The sequence below is a fragment of the Pseudonocardia adelaidensis genome (assembly GCF_039543345.1).
Classification (GTDB): domain Bacteria; phylum Actinomycetota; class Actinomycetes; order Mycobacteriales; family Pseudonocardiaceae; genus Pseudonocardia; species Pseudonocardia adelaidensis.
Map to the genome: position 1 here is coordinate 93,217 of NZ_BAABJO010000003.1, position 21,972 is coordinate 115,188.

A 21,972-nucleotide genomic window follows, 5' to 3' on the forward strand; every position below is an offset into this window, starting at 1 on the left:
CGACCAGACGCTGCAAAGGAGCACCGTCATGAACGTGTCCACACCGGTCCGGCCGACGAGGACGCTGCGCCAGTGGCAGGTCCAGGTCTTCGCGGTCTCCTGGATCACCTACGCCGCCTTCTACTTCCCGCGTTCGGCGTTCTCCGCCGCCAAGGTCGGCATCCTCGGGGACCCCGCCGTCAACGACGTGCTCACCAAGCAGATGCTCGGCAACCTCGACGCGCTGTACCTCGCGGCGTACGCGGTGGGCCAGTTCGTGTGGGGAGCGGTCGCCGAACGGTGGGGCACCCGGGTCGTCGTGACCGGCGGGATGATCCTCGCCGGGGTGGCGGCGATCTTCATGGGGCTGGGCACCGCCTTGTGGCTGTTCGCCCCGCTGATGATCGTGCAGGGGCTGGCCCAGGCCACCGGCTGGGCCGCGCTGAGCAAGAACATCGCGTCCTTCTTCACGGTGTCGAGCCGGGGCCGGGCGATGGGCATGTTCTCCACCAGCTACGCCTTCGGCGGCCTGGTCGCCGCGCCGGTGGCCGGCTGGATCGCCTACGGGCTGTTCGACTCGTGGCGCGTGGCGTTCCTCGCGGGCGGCGGCATCATCCTCGTGCTGCTACTGGTGTTCCTCGCCCTGCAGCGCAACGACCTGCGCGAGTGCGGGCTGCCGGACATCGACGTCATCGACTCGGCGCAGCCCGCCGGGCCGCCCACCACGCAGCGGGACGAGCCGGAGCAGCGGCGCCGGGTCCGGCCCGCCGACCTGCTCGCCGCGGCCCGGCACGACTCGATGGTCCTGCGGCTGGGGCTGTCCTACTTCCTGCTGAAGCCCGCCCGCTACGCGATCCTGCTGTGGGGACCCGTGCTCGTGCTGCAGGCGGTGCCGGGGATCGACAAGGTCACCGCCGTCCTCGTGCCGATCGCCTTCGGGGTCGCGGGCCTGGTGGCCCCGATCGCACTGGGGTGGATCTCCGACACCGTCTTCGGCGCCCGGCGGGTGCCGGTGTGCGTGCTGTCGCTCGTGCTGCTCATCGGCGTGCTCTGCCTGTGGGGCCCGCTCACGTCCAGCGGCTCGATCTGGCTGATCAGCACCGCGCTCGCGCTGATCGGGCTGGCCGCGTACGGCGCGGACGCGATGATCTCCGGCGTCGCCGCGGTCGACTTCGGGACCTCCCGGCACGCGGCCGGCTCGGCGGGCTTCATCAACGGGTGCGGCTCGGTCGGGGCCATCCTCGGCGGCCTGTTGCCCGGCTACTTCGGGCCGACCGCGCTCTTCTTCGGTTTCGCCGTAGCCTCCGCCGTCGCCGCGGCGATCCTGGCGCCGCACTGGAACCGCCGCCCGATCTCGGCCTGACACCTGACCACGGGAGCAGACATGGACACGCACGCAGACGTGATCGTCGTCGGGGCCGGGATCGTCGGCCTGGCGCACGCCCTCGCCGCCGCCGAGCAGGGCGCGTCGGTGATCGTCGTCGAACGCGACGACCGGGCGGTCGGGGCCTCGATCCGCAACTTCGGCTCGATCTGGCCGATCGGCCAGTTCCACGCCGACGACACCTCGGACTACGACCGCGGCTGCCGCGGCGCGGAGGTCTGGCGGCGGATCGCCCGCGAGACCGGGATGTGGTGCGCCGACACCGGGTCCCTGACCGTGGCGTGCCACCGTGACGAGCTCGACGTGCTGGAGGAGTTCCTGGCGCGCACCCCGGCCGCCGTCGAACGCGGCGCCCGGCTGGTGGGCCCCGCCGAGGTGGCCCGGCTCAGCCCGGCCGTCCGGCCGGAGGCGGTGCTCGGCGCGATGCACAGCCCCACCGAGGTCAACGTCGACCCGGTGGTCGCGATCCCGACCGTCGCCCGCTGGCTGCAGGAGCGGCACGGCGTGCGCTTCGTCCGGGGCGCGCAGGTGCAGCGGATCGTCCACCCGCGCGTCCACACCACGGCCGGCGCGCTGACCGCGGAGCGGGTCTTCGTCTGCAGCGGGGCCGACTTCCACACCCTCTACCCGGAGCTGCTGGGCGCCGACGTCGTGCGCCGGTGCAAGCTGCAGATGCTGCGCACCGAGCCGCAGCCCGACGGGTGGGCGCTCGGCCCGACGCTGTGCGCCGGGCTTACCCTGCTGCACTACCGCAGCTTCGCCCACCTCGAGTCGCTGCCGGCGCTGCGGGCCCGGCTCGACGCCGAGCTGCCGTTCCACCGCGAGCACGGCATCCACGTCCTGGTCACCCAGACCGCGCGCGGCGGCGTCACGATCGGCGACAGCCACGAGTACGCGCGCACCGTCGACCCGTTCGAGTCGCGCGCGGTCTTCGACGCCGTACTCGACTACCTCGACGGGTTCGTCACACTGCCACACCGTCGGATCGAGGAGTACTGGCACGGCGTCTACCCGTCGCTGGTCGGCGGCCGGCCGCACCTCGTGGCGGAGCCGGAGCCCGGCGTCCGGCTGGTCAACGGCCTCGGCGGGGCCGGGATGACCCTCTCGTTCGGCCTGGCCCAGGACCACCTCGCCGGCCGCATCACCCCCGAGCGCACGCTGCAGCCCGCCTGAACGGAGACGCACGATGATCGAGACCGAGCCCGCCAAGGTCGCGCCGGACCACCTCCACAACCACGTCGCCGGGCGCTGGCAGCCGGCGGCCTCCGGCGCCCTGCGGCGCAACACGAACCCGTCGGACGTCTCCGACGTGATCGGGGAGTTCGCCGAGTCCGGTGCGGCGGACGCTCGCGCGGCCGTCGCGGCGGCGTCCGCGGCCGGCCCGGCGTGGGACGAGCTGGGCTCGATCGAGCGCGGCGCCCTGCTGTTCGACGTCGCCGCGCTCTTCGCCGAGCGGCTCGACGAGTTCGCCGCCGCGATCGCCCGCGAGCAGGGCAAGCGGACGGCCGAGGCGCGGGCCGAGGCCGAGCGGGCGCTGGAGATCCTGCGGTTCACCGCGGGGGAGGGCCGGCGGCTGCAGGGGCGGACCCTGCCGGCCGAGGCCGGGCGGTCGTGGGCGCTGACCTGGCGGCGGCCGATCGGCGTGGTCGCGCTCGTGACCCCGTGGAACTTCCCCCTGGCCATCCCGGCGTGGAAGGTCGCGCCCGCCCTGCTGTCGGGGTGCACCGCGGTGCTCAAACCCTCCCCGCTCACCCCGCACACCGCCGCGCTGCTCGTGCAGACCTTCCTCGACGCGGGCCTGCCGCCGGGGGTGCTCAACCTGGTGCAGGGCGACCGGGAGGTGGGGGAGGCGCTGGTGGCCCACCCGAACGTCGCCGGGATCTCGTTCACCGGGTCCCTGCCGGTCGGGCTGGCCATCCAGCAGCAGGCGGCGCCGCGGCTGGCCCGCACCCAGCTCGAGCTCGGCGGGAAGAACGCGGTGATCGTGCTGGCCGACGCCGACCTCGACGCGGCCGCCGACGCGATCGTGCACGGCGCGTTCGGCCAGGCCGGGCAGCGCTGCAGCGCCACCAGCCGGGTCGTCGTCGACGCCCCGGTCCGGGAGCCGCTGGTGCAGCGGGTGGTCGCGCGGGCCGAGGCCCTGCGGGTCGGCCCAGCCGCCGCGGCCGACACCGACCTCGGCCCGGTGGTCAGCGCCGAGCGCCGCGGCGCCTGCCTGGCCGCGGTCGAGCAGGCGGTCTCCGACGGCGCCACCGTGGCGTGCGGTGGGCACGCGGTGCGCGCCGGGCTGCCCGACGGCTTCTACGTCGCGCCGACCGTTCTGACCGGCGTCGCGCCGGACAGCGAGCTGGCCAAGGAGGAGGTCTTCGGGCCGGTGCTCGCGGTGGTCGAGGCCCACGGCTACGACGACGCGATGGCGATCGCGAACTCGGTGCGCTACGGCATGTCGGGGACGATCTTCACCCGCGACCTCGGCCGGGTGCACGACGCCCTGCGCAACTTCGAGGCGGGCATGCTGCACGTCAACCGGCCGGGCGTCGGCGCGTGGCCGCACCTGCCGCACATGGGCACGAAGATGTCCCAGTACGGGCCGCCGGAGTGCTCGCCGGAGCAGTGGGACTTCTACACCGAGTGGCGCTCGGCCTGCATCACGTTCCCGGAGACCTGACCCGGGCTCAGGGCGGCCACTCCCGGACGCTGCGGACCAGCGCGGCGAACGCGCGCTCCGGCGGGGTGAGGGTGCGGTCGGTGCGGTGCAGGAGCGAGATGGTGCGGCTCGGGGCCGGCACGTCGAGCTCGACCCGCGCCAGGCTCCCGTGCTCCAGCTCGTACCGCGTGGCGTGGTCGGACAGCAGCGTGATGCCGAGCCCGTGCCGGGCGGCCTCCTTCAGCGTGTCGGGACCCCACAGATCCCAACGGTCGACCTCGGTGAGCCCCCACCCGGCGAGGGCCTGCTCCTGGAGACGGCGGGTCGCCGAGCCCGCCTCGCGCAGGAGGAACCGCTGTTCGGCCAGCTCGGCCGGCCCGATCCGGCGGCCGGTCAAGGGTGAGTCCGGCGCCGCGACCAGCACCATCTCCTCCTCCAGCACCGGCTCGGCGGTGAGGCGCTCGTCCAGCGGCGTGTCCACCGCGAGGCCGAGGCCCGCTTCGCCGTCCACCAGCCAGCCCTCGACGACTTCCTCGTTGCCCACCCGGATCTGGCACGAGACGCCCGGCACCTGGCGGGAGAACTCGGCGACCAGCCGCGGCACCAGGTAGGTGCCGACGGTCGTGGTGCCGGCCACCACCAGCTGGCCGGCCTCCAGCCCCCGGTACTCGGCGGCGCAGCGGGAGATCTCCTCCAGGAGCGCGAACACCATCCGCGCCTTGGCCACCACCTCGCGTCCCGCGGGGGTGGGCCGGGCGCCGTCGGGTCGCCGCTCCACCAGCTGGACCCCCAGCGAGCCTTCGAGGGCCCGGATCTGGCTGGAGACGGCCGGCTGGCTCATGTACAGCGCGCGGGCGGCAGCAGAGAAGCCGCCGGAGTCCACGACCTGCACGAGGATGGCGAGGCGGTTCAGGCTCATCGCCATGGCCGGATCATCCCCCGCGAGCCCGCCTCGGGCGGTGGCCCGCAGCCCATCAGTAGCTCATCAGACAAGTCTTGACAGCGCAGGTCGCTTTCCTGTCTTCTGTCCACATCATCAACTTGTCGGACAAGTCAGATGTGGCGGCAGAAAGTGACGTCTCATCGTGTCGTGATCGCGTGAGTCCACGCCGCGGCGCCACCCCTGACCGGACGGGCGACGGACCGCTTCGGGCCCTGTCCGGTTCTGCTCGCCGTCGGCGCGGTCCGCGTCGGCCTGCCGGACTCCCTGCGGGGATCGCCGGCATCCGGTCCCGGCGGGGGCGGTGGGGGCTGACGGTGGAGCCGTACCCGTGGTCGGCGGTCCCGGCTCGGGGTCGCGCGGCTCGATCTCGGAGGGTTCGGACCGGCCTACGGGCGCGACCGCGGGTCGGTCGGGGTAGGTGGTGACCCGTTGAGCAGGTACTGCCAATGACTGGCTGCGCTGGACAGATGCGTGTCGATCAGGCGCATGGCGCCGTCCTCGTCGCGGTCGACGAGCGCAGCGAGGATCGCTTCGTGCTCGCGGAGGGACTGCCGACAGCGTGCCGGATCGCTGAAGTAGTAGACACGTCGTCGTTCGGTCATGAGGAAGAAGAGGTCGACCAGGCTGAGCAGCACGCTGTTCCGTGCAGCACGGACGATCCCGCAATGGAAGGCGCGGTCCAACGCCGCGATCCTCGCCGGGTCGTTCAGCGCATCCGTCCATTCGGTGAGGCAGTCGCGCAACGCGGCGATGTGGTGCTCCTCGTGCCGGCCGCAGGCCAGGCGGATGGCCTCCTTCTCCTGGATGCGCCGGACCTCGACGATCTCGCCGACCAGGTCGCCGGACAGCGGGACGCCGATGTCGGCGAACAGCCGCAACGCCTCGATGCTGGCCGACTCGGTGGTCATGTAGATCCCCGACTTCGGTCTCCGCTCGATCAGGCGCAAGGCCTCCAGCACGGACAGCGCCTCGCGCACCTGCGGCCGGCCGACCCCGAACCGCTCGGCGAGCTCCCTCTCGGAGGGGGCCCGTTCGTTGGGGGCGTAGCCGCGCGAGAGCAGGAACGGGACGATCTCCGCCACCAGCAGGTGCTGTTCCTTCATGCGTCTCCGTCTTCCGCTCGTCCAGCGGCGCACCGGTGGTCTTCCAATCTGGTAAGTCCAGATGTTAGCGTCGTGGGCACGAGCCGGAGACGACGACGGAGGGTGAGCGGCCGTGGGGCCGAGCGACACCGAGAGGCACGTGTCCCGCTCGCTCCGCCGACCACCCCGCGGCCGGGGACGCAGTGCTTCGCCCCTTCCCGCAGTGTGCTCCCGGACCTGGGCCTCGTCGATCCACCCGAGGCATCGCGACTCGTTGCGGCACGCACCGGCGTGCCGTCCCCGTCGGCCGCTCGCCGACCGGCTCGAGAGATGAGAGGAGCACCATGCCAGCGCTCGACCCCTCAGTCCTGGACGCGCTCAAGGGCTACGACTCGCCGACCCTGTCCAACGCGATCGAGCTTTTCGAGGTACGTCCGCGGGACACGGGGTACATGCGCCACGAGGTGCGCTGCATGTTCCCGGACCTGCCGAGGATCGTCGGGTACGCGGCCACCGCGACGATGCGGGCCCGTGGCGGGGGCGAGGGCTACGACCCCGACGCTCTGACCACGCACGTGCAGGAGGTGCCGGAGCCGCGGATCGTCGTGGTCCAGGACCTGGACGACGAGCCCGCCCACGGTGCGATGTGGGGCGAGGTCATGGCCACGATGTTCTCGCGGCTCGGCTGCCTCGGCGCGGTCACCGACGGTTCGGTGCGCGACCTGGACGAGGCCCGCGAGATGGGCTTCGCGTTCTTCGCCCGCGCCACGACCGTCTCCCACGGCTACGCGCACGTGGAGAGCGCGGGTGAGCCGGTGACGGTGGGTGGGCTGACCGTTCGGCCCGGCGACCTGCTGCACGCCGACAAGTACGGCGTGCTCCTGATCCCGACCGAGATCGCCGCGGAGCTACCGGCCGCGGCCGAGCGCGTGATCGCCGCCGAGCAGGAGTTCATCGGCTGGATCCGGTCACCGGAGTTCGACGCCGCCCAGCTGCCGGAGCGGCGCGCGAAGATGAAGGACGCATTCATGCGCTGAGGCAGGCGCACTCGTTGCAGCGGTCGCCCACGAGCCAAAGGATGTCTCGCGAATGACCAAGCCGGTGGATGAGCGCCATGACCTCACACCACCCGTCGACGAGCCGCGACCGACCCGGCGCAAAGACGCACCGCCGTGGCCGGCGCGGCTGCCGCCGCTGGTGAACTGGCCGGTGGTCTTCGCGATACCGTTCCTCATCGCGGCCACCCTGGTCGTCGTCTACCCGGTGGTCTACGGATTCTGGATGGGGGCCGACCCGGACCTCTACGAGGACCTGTTCACCGATGACACATATCTCCGGACGGTCTGGAACACGATCGTCTTCGTCGGCCTCGGGGTCAATCTGAAGCTCGTGCTGGCGCTGCTGCTGTCCGGGTTCTTCGCGCTGGGCAACTGGTGGATCCGCGGCCTGCTCGCGATCAGCCTCCTGCCGTGGGCGATACCGTCGGTCCCCGCATTGCTGTCGATCCACTGGATGCTCAACCCGCAGTGGGGGATGCTCGGCACCCTGCTCGGCTCGATGGCCATTCCGAACCCGGCCTGGCTGATCGACTCGACGTGGGGGATGGTCGCGGCGATCGGCGCCCACATCTGGAAGTGGCTGCCGTTCTGGACGCTCATCATGCTGGCGGCTCGCATGGCGATTCCCCAGGACGTCTACGAGGCGGCGGCCGTGGACGGCGCCACCGGGTTGCGGCGCTTCTTCTGGGTGACGTTCCCGATGCTCAGCAACGTGTTCCTCACCAGTGCGCTGCTGTCCACCATCTGGACGCTGTCGGACTACAACAGCATCCACTTCGTCACCGGTGGGGGCCCTGCCGACTCGACGCACGTGCTCGCCACGCTCGGCATCAGGTACGCCTTCGACGTCGGTGACGTCGAGCAGGGTGTCGCCGTCGCCCTCAGCGCGCTGCCGGTGATCGTCCCGCTGATCGTCGTACTGGTCCGCAGGCTCGGGCGGGAGGGGTTCTGATGGCCGCGACCCGGATGGGTTCCCCCGCCGCCCGGATTCGGCGCAACACGGGGCTCGCGCTGATCGCGGTCGTCGTCCTGGTCTGGACGCTGCTGCCCATCTACCACATGGTGATGATGTCGGTCAGCCCGAGCGAGGAGGTGTTCGCGCGGCACCTGTGGCCGGCGAGCCCGACGCTCGAGAACTACTGGACCGTTCTCACCGCGGGCGACTTCTTCGTCGAGCAGTTCTGGCGACAGCTGTGGAACAGCATCTTCGTCGCCGCACTCACCACGTTCCTGGTGCTGCTCATCGGCACGCTCGCGAGCTTCACGATCGCGCGGCTGCGGCCGCGCTGGGGCAACGCGTTGTCGAACGCGGCGCTCGCGACCTACGTCATCCCGACGTCGTTCCTGGCCATCCCGCTCTACCGGGCGATGGCGAACTACAGCCTGCTCGACACCTCGTGGGCCCTGATCTTCTCGATGACCGCGTTCGCGTCGCCGTACGCGATGTGGGTCTTCACCCAGTACGCGAAGACGGGCATACCCCTGGAGCTCGACGAGTCGGCGCGCGTCGACGGCGCCACGAACTGGCAGATCTACGTGCGGATCTACCTGCCGCTGATGCGCCCTGTCCTCGTCGCGATCGGCACGTACGCGCTGCTCAGCTCGTGGAACGAGTACCTGCTCGCGTTCCTGTTGCTCAACTCCGCGGAGAACATGACCCTTCCGGTGGCGCTCGGGTCGTTCCTCAACACCGACCAGGTGCCGTGGAACCTGCTGATGGCCACATCGCTGTTGTACGCCATCCCGCCGGTGATCATCTACTACGTGTTCCGGAGGAACGTCGCCAGCGGCATGACCGCCGGTGGCGTGAAGACCTGACGACGCGACCTGACGACGTCGGCCCCCGCTCGACGATGAGAGGGAAGGAAGAACGAGATGACCACGCAACATTCCAGGGTCATGCCATTCGCGCGGACCGTCGGACGGCGCAGCTTCCTGCGCGGGGCCGGCCTCCTCGCCGCGGGCGCCACGGCGGTCCCGCTGCTCAGCTCCTGCGGCGGTTCCGGTGCCGGCGCGAGCGACTCCCTCGTCGTGTGGTGGAACCAGGGCTTCTACCCCGCTCAGGACGAGGCGGTCCGCGCGGTCGCCCAGGCGTGGTCGCAGCAGGCCGGCATGCCGATCGACCTGCAGTTCTACGGCACCAACGACATCCCGCAGAAGGAGCAGAGCGCGGTTGCCGCCGGCAGCACCCCCGACGTGCTGTTCGCCGAGATCAACCAGTCGGCCAAGCACGCCTACGAGGGCCTGCTGGCCGACGTCTCCCGCGTGGTCGAGCCGATGCAGATCACCGACGGCGCGCGCCGGTCCGCGCGGCTCTACAACGGCGAGGCCGAGGCAGCCTCCTACTACACGGTGCCGCTGTGGCAGTTCACCGTGTCGCTGTTCCACTGGCGCAGCATGCTGGCCGACATCGGCATGGACCACGCCCAGGCGCCACGCGACTGGGACGGGTACTGGGGGTTCTGGAAGCAGGCCCAGGACGCCTACCGCGCCCGCGGTAACAACGACGTGTTCGCGGTCGGCTGGCCGATGGGCTCGGCCGCGGGGGACACCAACTACGACACACAGCAGGTGCTGCGCGCGTACGGGGTCGAGCTGCTCGACGACCAGAACAACCTCGTCACGACCGACGAGGTGCGCCGGGGCGTCGCCGATGCTCTCACCTGGATCGTCGACCTCTACAAGCAGGGCTATTCGCCCGCCGACAGCCTCAACTGGCAGGACAGCAGCAACAACACCTACTTCCTCAACCGCTCCGTGCTGTGCACCCCGAACGGGTCGCTGTCCATGCCGGGCGCGATCAAGGAGGACGAGCCGGAGAAGTGGAAGGACATCGTCACCACCGGCTTCCCGGACCGGGCGATCGGCGGCCCGAGCCCCTCGATCACGCTGCTGCACAGCGCCGCGGTGTTCGAGGCGAGCGAGAAGAAGGACAAGGCGTTGGACTTCCTCTCGTTCTTCACCCGGCCCGAGAACGTGATCCAGGTCCTGAAGGGTGCCCAGGGCCGCTGGGCGCCGGTGCAGACCTCGCTGCTGGAGGACCCGTACTTCGCCCAGTCCGACGACCCGAACGTGCAGGCCGCGATCCAGCAGATGAGCGGCCAGACGGTGCCGTCCTGGGCGACGCTCAGCCCGGCCTACAGCCAGTCCGAGCGGGTGCAGGTGTGGGGCAACGCGATCGGCCGCGTGGCGCTGCAGGGGGCGTCCCCGCAGGAGGGGGCCGACTGGGCGCTGGAGCAGATCCAGGAGCAGTTCAAGGAGTTCGAGGTCGGCTGAGCGGATCGATGTCGATGACGAAGGGGAACCGATCGTGAAGATCGCAGCCGTGCGCTGTGTCGAGTACAGCGGCACGATGGACCACCCGGGCGCGTTCTGGGAGGAGCGCCTGATCCGCCCGGTCGACATCTACCCCCAGTTCAAGGCCGAGGGGCCGGGGTTCCTGCCGCGGGAGGGAGCCGGCCCCTACCGGATGACGTCGGTGTACGTGCACATCGAGACCGACGAGGGCGTCACCGGCACCGCGGGCCCGATCACCCACGAGCAGGCCCACCTCGTCACCTCGACCTTCGCGCCGTTGCTGGTGAGCCAGGACCCGCTGGCCTCCGAGTACCTCTGGGACGTCATGTACCGGTACGCGGTGCACGGGCGCAAGGGCGTCGAGATGATGGCGATCAGCGCGTTGGACTGCGCGCTCTGGGACCTCAAGGGCCGCCACCTCGGGGTCCCGGTGTACGTGCTGCTCGGTGGCCCGACCCGGGACTCCATCCCGGCGTACGCCTCGGCCCTCGGCTACTCGCTCGAACCGGACAGGGCGCGCGAGCGGGCCGCCGAGATCGTGGGTGAGGGGTTCACCGCCACGAAGTGGTTCCCCCGCCACGGGCCGGTGGACGGGAAGGCCGGGATGGCGGCGAACGTCGCGCTGGTCGCGGCGCTGCGGGAGGCCGTGGGTCCGGACGTCGACATCATGGTCGACGCCTGGATGTCGTGGGACGTTCCCTACGCCCTGCAGATGGCCGACCGCCTCGCGGAGTACGCGCCGCGGTGGATCGAGGAGCCGGTCATGCCGGACAAGCCGCAGTCCTACGCCGAGATCACCCGGCGGATGCGCAACGACATCCTGGTGTCCGGCGCGGAGCACGAGTACACGCGCTGGGGCATCCACCAGCTCATGGCGGCCGGCGCCATGCACCTCTACCAGCCCGACACGTACTGGGCGGGCGGCATCAGCGAGATGCTCAAGATCGCCGCGCTGGCGAGCGCCTACGACGTGCAGCTGATCCCGCACGGGCATTCGGTGCCGGCCAACACCCACTTCAGCTTCGCCCAACCGGCGACGCTCACGCCGATGGTCGAGTACCTGCTGAAGTGGAACACGATCCACCAGTGGTTCCACGCCCACCCGGTCCACCCGGTGGACGGGAGGGTGACCCCGCCGACGCAGCCGGGGCTGGGCATGGACCTCGACGAGAACAAGATCGAGTCGCGCCGGGAGCTGAGCTTCTCGTGACGGTTTCCGGCTGCGGGTTGACACCACGAACCGGCCGACTAGATTAAGTAATTAGACAAAACAAATCAGCGGATCCTTCGATCGGACACAGTGACCGATAACGAACAGCAAGGAGTGATCGTGGGCAGGTCTTTGCGTGAACTGTGGGACGGCGGCGAGGCGACGATCGGCGGTTGGTGCTCGATCCCCAGCTCGTTCTCCGCGGAGATGATGGGCCGTTGCGGCTTCGACTGGGTCTGCATCGACACCCAGCACGGCGTGATCGGCTACGACGAGATGATGCCGATGCTGCAGGCGCTGTCGATCACGGGGACGCCGGCGTTCGTGCGGGTGCCGTGGAACCAGCCCGACCACATCATGAAGTCCCTCGACGCCGGAGCGCAGGGCGTGATCGTGCCGATGGTGAGCACCGTCGAGGACGCGAAGGCGGCGGTCGCGGCGGCGAAGTACCCGCCGATGGGCATGCGCAGCTGGGGCCCGATCCGGGCCGCGCTCGACGTGCCGGATTACAGCCCCGAGTCGGCCAACCGGCGCACGATCGTCGCGGTCATGATCGAGACGCCGGGCGGGGTGGAGAACCTCGAGGAGATCCTGCAGGTTCCCGGCGTCGACGCGGTGTACGTGGGCCCGTCGGACCTTGGGCTCGGGCACGGCATGACGCCCACGCTGAAGGTCGAGAACCCCGAGCACGAGAAGCTGATCGACCGGATCGTCGACGCCTGCCGGCAGCACGGCATCGTCGCGGGGATCCACTGCGACAGCGTCGAGACGGTGCGCCGCTGGCACGCGCGCGGCTACGGGATGTTCACCGTGGGCTCGGACGCCGCCCTGATGCGTTCGGCGGCCACGGCGGTGGTGGCGCAGGCGTTCGAGGGCGGCCGGGAGATCAAGGTCCCCGCCACGGGGCAGTACGCATGACTCGTGTCTTCGTCTCCCAGGAGATCGTCGAGGACGCCCTCGAGGAGTTCGAGGGCAGCGGCATCACGGTGGACCTGCGCCGCGACCACCGGCCGTTGCCCGCGGAGGAGTTGCGCGCGACCGCGGCGGACTACGACGGGCTGATCTGCCTGCTCACCGACCGCATCGACGCGGAGTTCCTCGCGGCGTGCCCGCGGCTGCGGGTGGTCGCGAACGTCGCCGTCGGCTTCGACAACATCGACGTGGCCGCGGCCACCCGCGCCGGGGTGGCCGTCACCAACACCCCGCGCGTGCTCACCGACGCCACCGCCGACCTGGCGTTCACGCTGCTGCTCGCTACCGCCAGGCGGGTGCCGGAGGGCGACGCGTTCCTGCGGGCGGGGAAGTACACGCACTGGCGGGTCAAGCAGGAACAGATGGGCGTGGACGTCTTCGGTGCCACGCTCGGGCTGTTCGGGCTCGGCCAGATCGGGCGGGCCGTGGCGCGGCGGGCCCGGGGCTTCGACATGACGGTGCTCTACCACGACGTGCACCGGCTGCCGGCCGAGGACGAGCGGGAGCTCGGCGTGACGTACGTGGAGTTCGAGGAGCTGCTCGCGCGCAGCGACTTCGTGTCGGTGCACTCACCGCTCACCGACACCACACGGCACCGGTTCGACGCCGCGGCGTTCGCGGCGATGAAGCCCACCGCGATGCTGATCAACACCGCGCGCGGGCCCGTCGTCGACGAGGCCGCGCTGGCCGCCGCCCTGCGCGACGGCGTCATCGCAGGCGCGGGCCTGGACGTCTTCGAGCGCGAACCGGAGGTCGATGCGCAGCTGGTCCAGCTGCGCGAGCGGGTGGTGCTGCTGCCGCACCTGGGCAGCGCCACCGGCACCACCCGCCGGGAGATGTGCCGGATGGCGGCCCGCAACGTCCGCGACGCGCTCTCGGGCAAGCGCCCGGAGAGCCTGGTGAACCCCGAGGTGGCCCCGCGGGAGGGGACGGGATGAAGGTCCGCGAGGCCGTCGCGGAGATCCTGAAACGCGAGGGCGTGCAGATCCTCACCGGATATCCGGTCAACGACATCCTCGAGGAGGGCGCGGTCGCCGGGATCCGCCCGGTGATCGTGCGCCAGGAACGCATCGGCCTGCACATGGCCGACGCGATGTCGCGGGTCACGAGCGGCGACACGATCGGCGTGTTCGCCATGCAGCACGGCCCCGGCACCGAGAACGCCTACGGCGGCATCGCCCAGGCGTACTCGGAGTCGGTGCCGATCCTCGTGCTCCCGGCGGGCTACCCGCGCCGGCTCGCCCACGTCGACCCGAACTACCACGCCTGCCGCCAGATGGCAGGCGTCACCAAGTCGGCCGAGCCGATCGTGGCCGCCGCCGAGGTGCCGCACGTGCTGCGGCGGGCGTTCTCCCGGCTGCGCACCGGGCGCGGCGGGCCGGTGCTGGTCGAGATCCCGGTCGACCTGTGGAACGAGGAGGTGCCCGAGCCGCTCGCCTACGCACCGGTGACCAGGATGCGGTACGGGCCGGACCCGGGCGACGTGCGGCGTGCCGCTGAGCTGCTCGCAGGGGCGCGCCACCCGGTGATCTACGCCGGGCAGGGTGTGCACTACGCGAAGGCGTGGGACCGGCTGCGCGAGCTCGCGGAGCTGCTCGCCGCCCCGGTGACCACCAGCCTGGAGGGCAAGAGCGCCTTCCCGGAGGACCACCCGCTCGCGCTCGGCTCGGGCGGGCTGGCCATCCCGAAGCCGGTGCGGCACTACCTCGACGCTTCCGACGTGATCTTCGGGGTGGGGTGCAGCTTCACCGAGACCGCGTTCGGCACCCAGCTGCCGCTGGACAAGCGGGTGGTGCACGCGACGCTCGACCCGATGCACCTGGGCAAGGACCTCCCCGTCGAGGTCGGCCTGCTCGGCGACGCGGCGCTCACCCTGGACGCCCTGCTCACCGAGCTGCGCACACGGGTCGCGCCCCGCGACGCGGGTCCGGTCGCCGCCGAGATCGCGCGGATGCGCGAGGAATGGCTCGCCGAGTGGCTGCCCAAGCTCACCTCGGACGAGACGCCGCTGTCGCCGTACCGGGTGTTGTGGGACCTGCAGCACACGGTCGAGGTGGCGAACACGATCATCACGCACGACGCCGGCAGCCCCCGCGACCAGCTCTCGCCGTTCTGGAGGAGCACCCGCCCGCTGACCTACCTCGGGTGGGGCAAGACCACCCAGCTCGGATACGGGCTGGGCTCGCGATGGGGGCGAAGCTCGCCCGCCCCGACATGCTGTGCGTCAACGTGTGGGGCGACGCGGCGATCGGCTTCACCGGCATGGACTTCGAGACCGCGGTGCGCGAACGCATCCCGATCCTGTCGGTGCTGCTCAACAACCACAGCATGGCGATCGAGCTGTCCCGGATGCCGGTGTCCACCGAGCGCTTCCGCGCCACGGACATCTCCGGCGACTACGCCGCCTTCGCCCGGGCGCTGGGCGGGTACGGGGAACGCATCACCGAGCCCGCGGAGATCGTGGCGGCGATCAAGCGCGGCATCGCGGCGACGGAGGCGGGACGGCCGGCGCTGCTCGAGTTCATGACCAGCAAGGAGACCACGGTCTCCCGATACCCCAGGGAGTCTTGAGTGACCACATCGGACCGCGTTGAGATCGCCGCTATCGGGCCGCAGCGCCCGCGGGTGCTGGAGGCGCTGCGCGCCGAGTTCACCCTGCACGAGATCGCCGCCACCGACGACGTCGCCGCCGCCCTCGGCCCCGCGGCCGGGCGGGTCCGCGGCGTCGTCACCAGCCCCATGATCGGCGTGTCCACGAAGGTCATGGACGCGCTGCCGAACCTGGAGATCGCCGCGCTGTTCGGCGTCGGGCTCGAGCGCACCGACCTGGTGGCCGCCCGCGAGCGCGGCGTCGTCGTGACCACCACGCCGGTGCTCTACGAGGACGTGGCCGACCTCGCCGTGGTGCTGGCGCTGGACGTGACCCGGCGGGTCACCGAGGCCGACCGGTGGCTGCGGACCGGCAAGTGGGCTGCGGGCGGGCAGTTCCCGTCGGGCCACCGCTTCTCCCGCAAGCGCGCCGGCATCCTCGGTATGGGCCGGATCGGGCGGGTGCTGGCCACCCGGCTCGCCGCCTTCGGCATGGACGTCCGGTACTTCGACCCGAAGCCCGCAACCGACGTCGACTACCCGCTGTACCCCAGCGGGGTGGAGCTGGCGCGCGACTCGGACTTCCTGTTCCTGTGCGCAGCGGGCGGCCCCGGGCAGCGCAACCTCGTGGACGCGGAGATGCTCTCCGCGCTCGGCCCGCAGGGCGTGTTCGTCAACATCTCGCGCGGCTGGCTCGTCGACGAGGACGCGCTCGTCGAGGCGATCGTCTCGGGCACGATCGCCGGGGCGGGCCTGGACGTCTTCGAGGACGAGCCGAACGTGCCGCAGGCGCTGCGCGACGCCGACAACGTGGTGCTGCTCCCGCACATCGCCAGCAACACCGAGGAGACCCGGCGGGACATGGACGACTGCATGGTCGACAACGTCCGCTCGTGGTTCGCGGGCAACGGCGCGGTCACGCCCGCCACCTGAGGAGGCCACGATGAAGATCACCGGGGTGGAGACCTTCCCGATCGAGGTTCCGCCACCGCACAAGGGCGGCACGGTGTGGCTGTTCCTGCGCCTGGACACCGACACGGGGATGCGCGGCTACGGCGAGGTCATGATGCTCGCCGGCGCGTTCCGGCCGCGGGCGATGGCCGCGCTGATCGAGGACCTCGTCGAGACGAAGCTGCTCGGCCACGACCCGTACGAGATCGAGCTGCTCTGGGAGAAGCTCTACACCCGGGCCGGCTACAGCCACTACCCGGAGCAGACGAAGCTGGCGATCATCAGCGGCCTGGAGATGGCGTGCTGGGACATCGTCGGCAAGGACGTCGGCCGGCCGGTGCACCGGCTGCTCGGTGGGGCGGTGCGCGACCGGGTCCGCACCTACACCTACATCTACCCCGACGACGCGAGCGACGTGGACCGGCACGAGATGTGGATGCAGCCGGACCTGGTGGCCGAGCGCGCCGCGTACTACGTGGACCTGGGGTTCACCGGGGTCAAGCTGGATCCGTTCGGGTTCGCCGTCACCCCTGAGCAGGGGTTGGGCCAGACGGTGCCCGTGCAGTACTCGCTGTCCGCGCTGGACACCGCCGAGGCGGTGATCGCCGCGATCCGGGCGGCCGTCGGCAGTCGCTGCGACATCCTCGTCGGCACGCACGGGCAGATGACGGCGGCGGGGGCGATCCGGCTGGCGCGGCGGCTGGAGCCGCACGACCCGTTGTGGTTCGAGGAGCCGGTGCCGCCGGAGAACATGGCGGAGATGGCGAAGGTGGCCCGGGGCACGCGGATCCCGATCACCGCGGGGGAGCGGCTGACCACCAAGTACGACTTCGCGCGCCTGATCGAGCACGGGGCGGCGGCGATCTTCAACCTGGACGTCGGGCAGGTGGGCGGCATCCTGGAGAGCAAGAAGATCGCGGGCATGGCGGAGGCCCATTACCTGCAGATCTCGCCGCACGTGTGGGGTGGTCCGCTGATCGCGGCAGCGTCGGTGCAGCTCGGCGCGTGCTGCGCCAATTTCCTGATCATGGAGTCGATCGAGCGGTTCGGAGGGTTGCACGCAGAGCTGCTCGACGAGCCGATCGAGTGGCGCGACGGATACGTCGTCGTGCCGGACCGGCCGGGGCTCGGCCACGACCTGAACGAGGACCTGGCCCGCAGGCTCGCGCCTGGGGAGTAGCGGAGAGAAGTGAGCGAGCTTGCGAGCGAACCAGTGTCACAGCGCCCGCGCGCTGCGTTGTTCCTTTCTGGGCCGGCCGAGCGCTAGCGAGGCCGAGCGATGAGCATCCTGGGAACGCGGGTCGTCCGTACGGAGGACTCGAAACTGTTGACGAGCCTCGACGTCGTGCGCTACGTCGGTGAGCCGGTGGCCGCAGTGGTCACCGACGAGCGCTACCAGGGTCAGGTCGCCGCCGAGCTCGTGGTGGTCGACCACGACCCGCTGCGCGCGGTCATCGATCGGCTCGCGGCCGAGGGCACCCACCCCCCGGACGAGCCCGGCGCGGGTGCCGCCTACCGCGAACACCTCGTGCGCGTCCTCGTGCGGCGCGCGCTGGAGGAGGCGGCCCAGCGGGAGACGGCACAGCGGGAGACGGCACAGCGGGAGGGGACGGCGTGAAGCCGGCGGCGACGCGGGAGGTCGGGCGGACCGGCGTCGAGGTCACGCAGCTCGGGTTCGGCGGCGGGGCGCTCAAGCTGCCCCGGCCCGCGTACTCCGACGACGACGCGACGGCGGCGCTCGAGGCGGCATGGGCGGGCGGGGTGCGCTACTACGACACCGCCCCGTTCTACGGGCGCGGGATCAGTGAGCAGCGGCTGGGCCGTTTCCTCGGCGGGCGCTGCTCCGGGGGCGAGGACCCGTCGTTCGTCCTCTCGACGAAGGTCGGGCGCCTGATCCGCCCGGCCCGCGCGGCGCAACGGCCCGCGGCGCGGACCGGGATCGGCGACCTCGCCACCTGGGAGGTGCACCACGACTACAGCCGGGACGGTGTCCTGCGCTCGATCGAGGACTCGATCCAGCGGCTGGGCATCTCCGCGATCGACCTCGTCCTCGTGCACGACCTCGACACCGTCCACCTCGCGCCCCAGGCGCGGATGGACGCCCACACCGACGATCTGCTGCGGTCGGGCTGGGCGGCGTTGCAGGACCTCAAGGCGGAGGGCGTGATCCGCGGCGTCGGCTTCGGGATCAACGAGATCGGGCTGGTGTCGCACTGGCTGGACCGGTTCGACCCGGACCTGTTCCTCGTCGCGGGCCCGTACACGCTGATGGAGCAGGGCGGGCTGGCGGAGCTGGACCGGTGTGCCGACCGCGGGGCCGGCGTCGTGATCGGCCAACCGTTGGCCTCGGGGATCCTCGCCACGGGTCCGGCCGAGGGCGCCACCTACTACTACCGGGAGGCGGCCGCCGGGGAGCGGGACCGGGCTCGCCGGCTGCAGGAGGTGTGCGCGTCGTTCGGCGTGCCGCTGCCCGCGGCCGCGGTGCAGTTCCCGCTCGGGCACCCGGCCGTCGCCGCCGTGATCCCCGGGGTGAAGAACGCCGGCGAGGCGCGGTCGTGCCTGGAGGCCTTCTGCCACGAGATCCCGGCCGACCTGTGGGCCGCGCTGAAGGACGCGGGCCTGCTGGCCCCCGACGCCCCCACCCCGGCATGACGGCGGCCGCGCGCACCCGCGCATGGTCGTTCGCCGATGCGGCGGGCGACCATGCGCGCATGGTCGTTCGCCGATGCGGCGGGCGTGCCGCTCGCCGACGGCGAGGTGCTGCTGTGGTGGCTGGGGCAGGCCGGGTTCGTGCTGCGCGGCGGCGGTGCGACGCTGCTCGTCGACCCGTACCTGACCGCGACCGGGGCGCGGCGGTTCCCGCCGCCGTTCCCGCCGGCGGACACGGCTGTGGTCGATGCCGTGCTCGTGACCCACGAGCACGGCGACCACCTCGACGTCGACGTCGCCCGCGCGTTCGCCGAGGCCGGCTCCGCGGCCCGGTGGGTGGTGCCGGAGCCGGTGGCCGACGGGCTCGAGTCGCTCGGGATCCGCCGGGAGCTGATCGAGCCGGCCCAGCCGGGGCGACCGCTCACGATCGGCCCGGCACGAGTGGACCCGCTGCCCGCCCACCACGGCGTCGACATGACCGATGCGTACGGCACGGGCGCCGAGCTCTCGGGCGGGCTGGTGCGCTTCCTCGGCTACGTCGTCGACCTCGGGGGCACGCGGGTCTACCACTCCGGCGACTGCCTGGCCTACCCCGGCCTGGCGGAGGAGCTGGCCCGGCTGGAGGTGCACGTCGTGCTGCTGCCGGTCAACGGCCGCGACGCGGAGCGGGAGGCGCGCGGCATCGTCGGCAACATGTCCGCCGAGGAGGCGGTCGAGCTCGCCGTGCGCGCGGGCGCCGAGGTGCTGGTCCCGATGCACTGGGACATGTTCGAGGGCAATCCCGGGCACCCGTCGCGGGCCGTCGCGCTGGTCGAACGCGACCACCCGGAGCTGACAGTGATCGTTCCGAGCAGGGCCCGCCCGATCGGGCTGCGCCGGTTCGGGCCGAGGGGAGAGGCTGGATGAACGACAAGAGCGTGGAGACCCGGTTCCTGGGCGCGAGTGGCCTGCAGGTGCCGGTGCTGACCATGGGCACGATGACGTTCGGTGGCGTCGGCCGGCACGCGCCCACCGGGAAGGTGCAGGTCGACGAGGCGACGCGCATGGTCGACATGTGTCTCGAGCGCGGCGTCGACTTCTTCGACACGGCCGACGTCTACTCGCAGGGGCTGTCGGAGGAGATCCTCGGGCAGGCGCTCGGCAAGCGCCGCGGCGACGCGCTCGTCGCCACGAAGCTCAACGGGCCGATGGGCGAGGGGCCCAACGACCGTGGCCAGTCCCGCCACCACATCATCGCCGCCTGCGAGGCGAGCCTGCGCCGGCTGGGCACCGACTACATCGACCTCTACCAGGTGCACTCCGTCGACGAGCGGACGCCTATGGAGGAGACCCTGAGCGCGCTCGACGACCTGGTGCGCCAGGGCAAGGTGCGCTACATCGGCTGCTCGAACTACTCCGCATGGCACCTGATGAAGGCGCTGTCGGTGTCCGAGCGGCGCGGGTTCGAGCGCTACGTGTCGCTGCAGGCCTACTACAGCCTGGTCGCCCGCGAGCTGGAGCACGAGCTCCTGCCGGTCAGCCAGGACCAGGGCGTGGGCGTGCTGGTCTGGAGCCCGCTGGCCGGCGGCTTCCTCACCGGTAAGCAGCGCCGGGGCGAGGCGCCACCGGCCGATAGCAGGCGCGCGGCGAACGGCGACACCGGGACGATGGATCTCGAGCAGGGCTTCGACATCGTCGACGCGCTCGACGGGATCGCGCGCGAACGCGGCGCGAGCATCGCGCAGGTGGCGATCAACTGGCTGCTGCGCCGTCCCGGCGTCACGTCGGTGATCATCGGTGCCCGCACGCCGGAGCAGCTCGCGGACAACCTCGATGCGGCGTCGTGGGAGCTCACCGCCGAGGAGGTGGCGGCGCTGGACCGGGTGTCGGCCCGGCCGCTGCCCTACCCCTATTGGCACCAGCTGAAGATGAACCGCCCCCGCCTGCGCCACACGCTCGCAGACTCCGGACTCTGAGGTCGATCTTCGCTGGTCAGGGGCGGGATCTCGGCCCCCGACCGGCTGTTGACAGGAGAGCCTTGGCAAATATGCCAAGGGCGGGAACAAAACAAAACCTGAGGAGGCGTGCTGTTGCGCGCGCTCAGCATTCATCCCCATGGGAACGGCGGCCGGGTCGTGCTCGGCGACGTCCCCGAACCGGACCCCACCGACGGCACGCTGCTCGTCGAGGCGCTCGCCCTGGGCGTCTGCGGTACCGATCGCGAGATCGTCCTGCGCGGACCGCGGGCGCTGCCGGCCGGTCGCGAGGGCCTGATCCTCGGGCACGAGTCCCTCGGCCGGGTCCTGGAGGCCCCACCGGAAGCCGGCCTGGCGCCGGGTGATCACGTGGTCGGCATCGTGCGGCGGCCGGACCCGGTGCCCTGCTCGTTCTGCGCGGCCGGCCAGTTCGACCTGTGCGAGAACGGCCGGTTCACGGAGCGGGGCATCCTGGGCCGCGACGGATACGGTTCGGAGCGGTTCCGCATCGAACCGGAGTACGTCGTGCGCGTGGACCCGGCGCTCGGTCTGAGCGCGGTTCTCGTCGAGCCGGCGAGCGTGGTCGCCAAGGCGTGGGCACAGCTGGAGCGCGCGGTGCGCCGGCCGTTGCGCCGGGCGCTCGTGCTCGGCGCCGGGCCGATCGGGCTCCTCGCCGCCCTGTTCGGCGCGCAGCGCGGCGCGGAGGTCCACGTCGTCGATCGGGTCGGGCACGGGGCGAAGCCCGCCCAGACCCGCAAGATCGGTGCCGTCTACCACACGAGCGTCGACGACCTGCACGGCGTCTTCGACGTGGTCATCGAGTGCTGCGGTGCCCTGGTGGGCGAGGCCGTCCAGCGGGCGGCGCCCGGTGGCGCGGTGTGCCTGGTCGGGGTCGGCGACGCCCGGACCGTCGGGGCGATCAACCTGGCCGACCTCGCCCGCGCACTCATCTCGCAGAACAAGACCGTGATGGGCACGGTCAACTCGAACCGGCTCCACTTCGAGGCGGCGCACGATGCGCTCCGTTCGGCCGATCCGGCGTGGCTCGACGGCCTGCTCACCGATCGGCTGTCGCTCGCGGACTGGTCCGCGGCGTTCGAGACGGATCCGGAACGGATCAAGGCGGTCATTCGCTTCGCCGCATGAGGGCCTACTGTCCCCGACGGAAGGAGTCACCGACGACCACCTCGAGGCCAGGAAGACGGGAATTCATCAAGGGCGTTGGCGCAGCGAGCGCGCTGCTGGCCACTGGCCCG

Annotated in this window: 20 protein-coding genes and 1 pseudogene; 19 read left to right on the top strand and 2 right to left on the bottom strand. The window is 71.6% G+C overall.

The window, feature by feature from the left end:
* Positions 1-28 precede the first annotated feature (28 nt).
* Genes ABEA81_RS04195 through ABEA81_RS04205 form a run of 3 tightly spaced genes read left to right on the top strand, consistent with a single transcriptional unit; the run spans position 29 to position 4,031 of the window.
* Positions 29-1,342 (top strand): MFS transporter, encoded by a 1,314-nt coding sequence (locus tag ABEA81_RS04195; protein ID WP_345603417.1) that lies wholly within the window; start codon positions 29-31, stop codon positions 1,340-1,342.
* A gap of 21 nt (positions 1,343-1,363) precedes the next feature.
* Entirely contained in the window at positions 1,364-2,536 is a 1,173-nt protein-coding gene (locus ABEA81_RS04200) for a TIGR03364 family FAD-dependent oxidoreductase (RefSeq protein WP_345603418.1), read from the top strand.
* Between the two features lie 13 nt (positions 2,537-2,549).
* Positions 2,550-4,031, top strand: a complete 1,482-nt coding sequence (locus ABEA81_RS04205) for an aldehyde dehydrogenase family protein (protein WP_345603419.1) — start codon at positions 2,550-2,552, stop codon at positions 4,029-4,031.
* Between the two features lie 7 nt (positions 4,032-4,038).
* Here the strand turns inward: ABEA81_RS04205 and ABEA81_RS04210 are convergent, their stop codons facing one another.
* A complete protein-coding gene (locus ABEA81_RS04210) occupies positions 4,039-4,935 on the bottom strand; it encodes a LysR family transcriptional regulator (protein ID WP_345603420.1) in 897 nt (298 codons plus the stop codon).
* A 404-nt stretch (positions 4,936-5,339) separates the two neighbouring features.
* The gene (locus ABEA81_RS04215) at positions 5,340-6,056 is read right to left on the bottom strand and encodes a FadR/GntR family transcriptional regulator (RefSeq protein ID WP_345603421.1); all 717 of its coding nucleotides are present in this window, start codon (positions 6,054-6,056) and stop codon (positions 5,340-5,342) included.
* Between the two features lie 323 nt (positions 6,057-6,379).
* Here ABEA81_RS04215 and ABEA81_RS04220 point away from each other — a divergent pair, with 323 nt between their 5' ends.
* From ABEA81_RS04220 to ABEA81_RS04295, 16 genes and pseudogenes are all read left to right on the top strand, one after another.
* Complete coding sequence (locus tag ABEA81_RS04220) at positions 6,380-7,072, top strand: RraA family protein (protein ID WP_345603422.1); 693 nt, start codon at positions 6,380-6,382, stop codon at positions 7,070-7,072.
* 52 nt (positions 7,073-7,124) lie between these two features.
* Entirely contained in the window at positions 7,125-8,045 is a 921-nt protein-coding gene (locus ABEA81_RS04225; protein WP_345603423.1) for a carbohydrate ABC transporter permease, read from the top strand.
* Entirely contained in the window at positions 8,045-8,911 is an 867-nt protein-coding gene (locus ABEA81_RS04230; protein WP_345603424.1) for a carbohydrate ABC transporter permease, read from the top strand. Before ABEA81_RS04225 ends, ABEA81_RS04230 begins: the two co-directional genes overlap by 1 nt.
* A gap of 81 nt (positions 8,912-8,992) precedes the next feature.
* Entirely contained in the window at positions 8,993-10,369 is a 1,377-nt protein-coding gene (locus ABEA81_RS04235; RefSeq protein ID WP_345603425.1) for an ABC transporter substrate-binding protein, read from the top strand.
* Positions 10,370-10,403: 34 nt separating this feature from the next.
* Positions 10,404-11,600, top strand: a complete 1,197-nt coding sequence (locus ABEA81_RS04240; protein WP_345603426.1) for an enolase C-terminal domain-like protein — start codon at positions 10,404-10,406, stop codon at positions 11,598-11,600.
* Between the two features lie 120 nt (positions 11,601-11,720).
* The gene (locus ABEA81_RS04245; protein ID WP_345603427.1) at positions 11,721-12,518 is read left to right on the top strand and encodes an HpcH/HpaI aldolase family protein; all 798 of its coding nucleotides are present in this window, start codon (positions 11,721-11,723) and stop codon (positions 12,516-12,518) included.
* A complete protein-coding gene (locus tag ABEA81_RS04250; protein WP_345603428.1) occupies positions 12,515-13,510 on the top strand; it encodes a 2-hydroxyacid dehydrogenase in 996 nt (331 codons plus the stop codon). Before ABEA81_RS04245 ends, ABEA81_RS04250 begins: the two co-directional genes overlap by 4 nt.
* Positions 13,507-14,706: pseudogene (locus ABEA81_RS04255) on the top strand (thiamine pyrophosphate-requiring protein); the annotation flags it as partial. The gene ABEA81_RS04250 and the pseudogene ABEA81_RS04255, both read left to right, overlap by 4 nt.
* Positions 14,707-14,786: 80 nt before the next feature.
* Positions 14,787-15,143, top strand: coding sequence for a thiamine pyrophosphate-dependent enzyme (locus tag ABEA81_RS04260; RefSeq protein WP_345603429.1), 357 nt, complete (start codon positions 14,787-14,789; stop codon positions 15,141-15,143).
* The gene (locus ABEA81_RS04265; RefSeq protein WP_345603430.1) at positions 15,144-16,094 is read left to right on the top strand and encodes a 2-hydroxyacid dehydrogenase; all 951 of its coding nucleotides are present in this window, start codon (positions 15,144-15,146) and stop codon (positions 16,092-16,094) included.
* Between the two features lie 10 nt (positions 16,095-16,104).
* Positions 16,105-17,292 carry a mandelate racemase/muconate lactonizing enzyme family protein gene (locus tag ABEA81_RS04270; RefSeq protein ID WP_345603431.1) on the top strand — a complete coding sequence of 396 codons (1,188 nt, stop codon included), beginning with the start codon at positions 16,105-16,107 and terminating at the stop codon, positions 17,290-17,292.
* A gap of 99 nt (positions 17,293-17,391) precedes the next feature.
* Positions 17,392-17,730, top strand: coding sequence for a hypothetical protein (locus ABEA81_RS42520; RefSeq protein ID WP_425570456.1), 339 nt, complete (start codon positions 17,392-17,394; stop codon positions 17,728-17,730).
* On the top strand, positions 17,727-18,764 hold the full coding sequence (locus tag ABEA81_RS04280) for an aldo/keto reductase (protein WP_345603432.1): 1,038 nt from the start codon (positions 17,727-17,729) through the stop codon (positions 18,762-18,764). Before ABEA81_RS42520 ends, ABEA81_RS04280 begins: the two co-directional genes overlap by 4 nt.
* A 36-nt stretch (positions 18,765-18,800) precedes the next feature.
* Positions 18,801-19,667, top strand: a complete 867-nt coding sequence (locus ABEA81_RS04285) for an MBL fold metallo-hydrolase (RefSeq protein WP_345603433.1) — start codon at positions 18,801-18,803, stop codon at positions 19,665-19,667.
* Positions 19,664-20,716 carry an aldo/keto reductase gene (locus tag ABEA81_RS04290; RefSeq protein ID WP_345603434.1) on the top strand — a complete coding sequence of 351 codons (1,053 nt, stop codon included), beginning with the start codon at positions 19,664-19,666 and terminating at the stop codon, positions 20,714-20,716. Before ABEA81_RS04285 ends, ABEA81_RS04290 begins: the two co-directional genes overlap by 4 nt.
* 108 nt (positions 20,717-20,824) lie before the next feature.
* Positions 20,825-21,862: an alcohol dehydrogenase catalytic domain-containing protein gene (locus ABEA81_RS04295; RefSeq protein ID WP_345603435.1), complete on the top strand. Its 1,038-nt coding sequence runs from the start codon at positions 20,825-20,827 to the stop codon at positions 21,860-21,862.
* Positions 21,863-21,972: the final 110 nt, after the last annotated feature.

Coding starts and splice junctions, on each gene's coding strand:
- ABEA81_RS04235 (WP_345603425.1), top strand. CDS start 8,993: ATGCCATTCGCGCGGACCGTCGGACGGCGCAGCTTCCTGCGCGGGGCC.
- ABEA81_RS04260 (WP_345603429.1), top strand. CDS start 14,787: ATGCTGTGCGTCAACGTGTGGGGCGACGCGGCGATCGGCTTCACCGGC.
- ABEA81_RS04210 (WP_345603420.1), bottom strand. CDS start 4,935: ATGGCGATGAGCCTGAACCGCCTCGCCATCCTCGTGCAGGTCGTGGAC.
- ABEA81_RS04290 (WP_345603434.1), top strand. CDS start 19,664: ATGAACGACAAGAGCGTGGAGACCCGGTTCCTGGGCGCGAGTGGCCTG.
- ABEA81_RS04250 (WP_345603428.1), top strand. CDS start 12,515: ATGACTCGTGTCTTCGTCTCCCAGGAGATCGTCGAGGACGCCCTCGAG.
- ABEA81_RS04225 (WP_345603423.1), top strand. CDS start 7,125: ATGACCAAGCCGGTGGATGAGCGCCATGACCTCACACCACCCGTCGAC.
- ABEA81_RS04270 (WP_345603431.1), top strand. CDS start 16,105: ATGAAGATCACCGGGGTGGAGACCTTCCCGATCGAGGTTCCGCCACCG.
- ABEA81_RS04220 (WP_345603422.1), top strand. CDS start 6,380: ATGCCAGCGCTCGACCCCTCAGTCCTGGACGCGCTCAAGGGCTACGAC.
- ABEA81_RS04285 (WP_345603433.1), top strand. CDS start 18,801: ATGCGGCGGGCGACCATGCGCGCATGGTCGTTCGCCGATGCGGCGGGC.
- ABEA81_RS04195 (WP_345603417.1), top strand. CDS start 29: ATGAACGTGTCCACACCGGTCCGGCCGACGAGGACGCTGCGCCAGTGG.
- ABEA81_RS04205 (WP_345603419.1), top strand. CDS start 2,550: ATGATCGAGACCGAGCCCGCCAAGGTCGCGCCGGACCACCTCCACAAC.
- ABEA81_RS04215 (WP_345603421.1), bottom strand. CDS start 6,056: ATGAAGGAACAGCACCTGCTGGTGGCGGAGATCGTCCCGTTCCTGCTC.
- ABEA81_RS04230 (WP_345603424.1), top strand. CDS start 8,045: ATGGCCGCGACCCGGATGGGTTCCCCCGCCGCCCGGATTCGGCGCAAC.
- ABEA81_RS42520 (WP_425570456.1), top strand. CDS start 17,392: ATGAGCATCCTGGGAACGCGGGTCGTCCGTACGGAGGACTCGAAACTG.
- ABEA81_RS04200 (WP_345603418.1), top strand. CDS start 1,364: ATGGACACGCACGCAGACGTGATCGTCGTCGGGGCCGGGATCGTCGGC.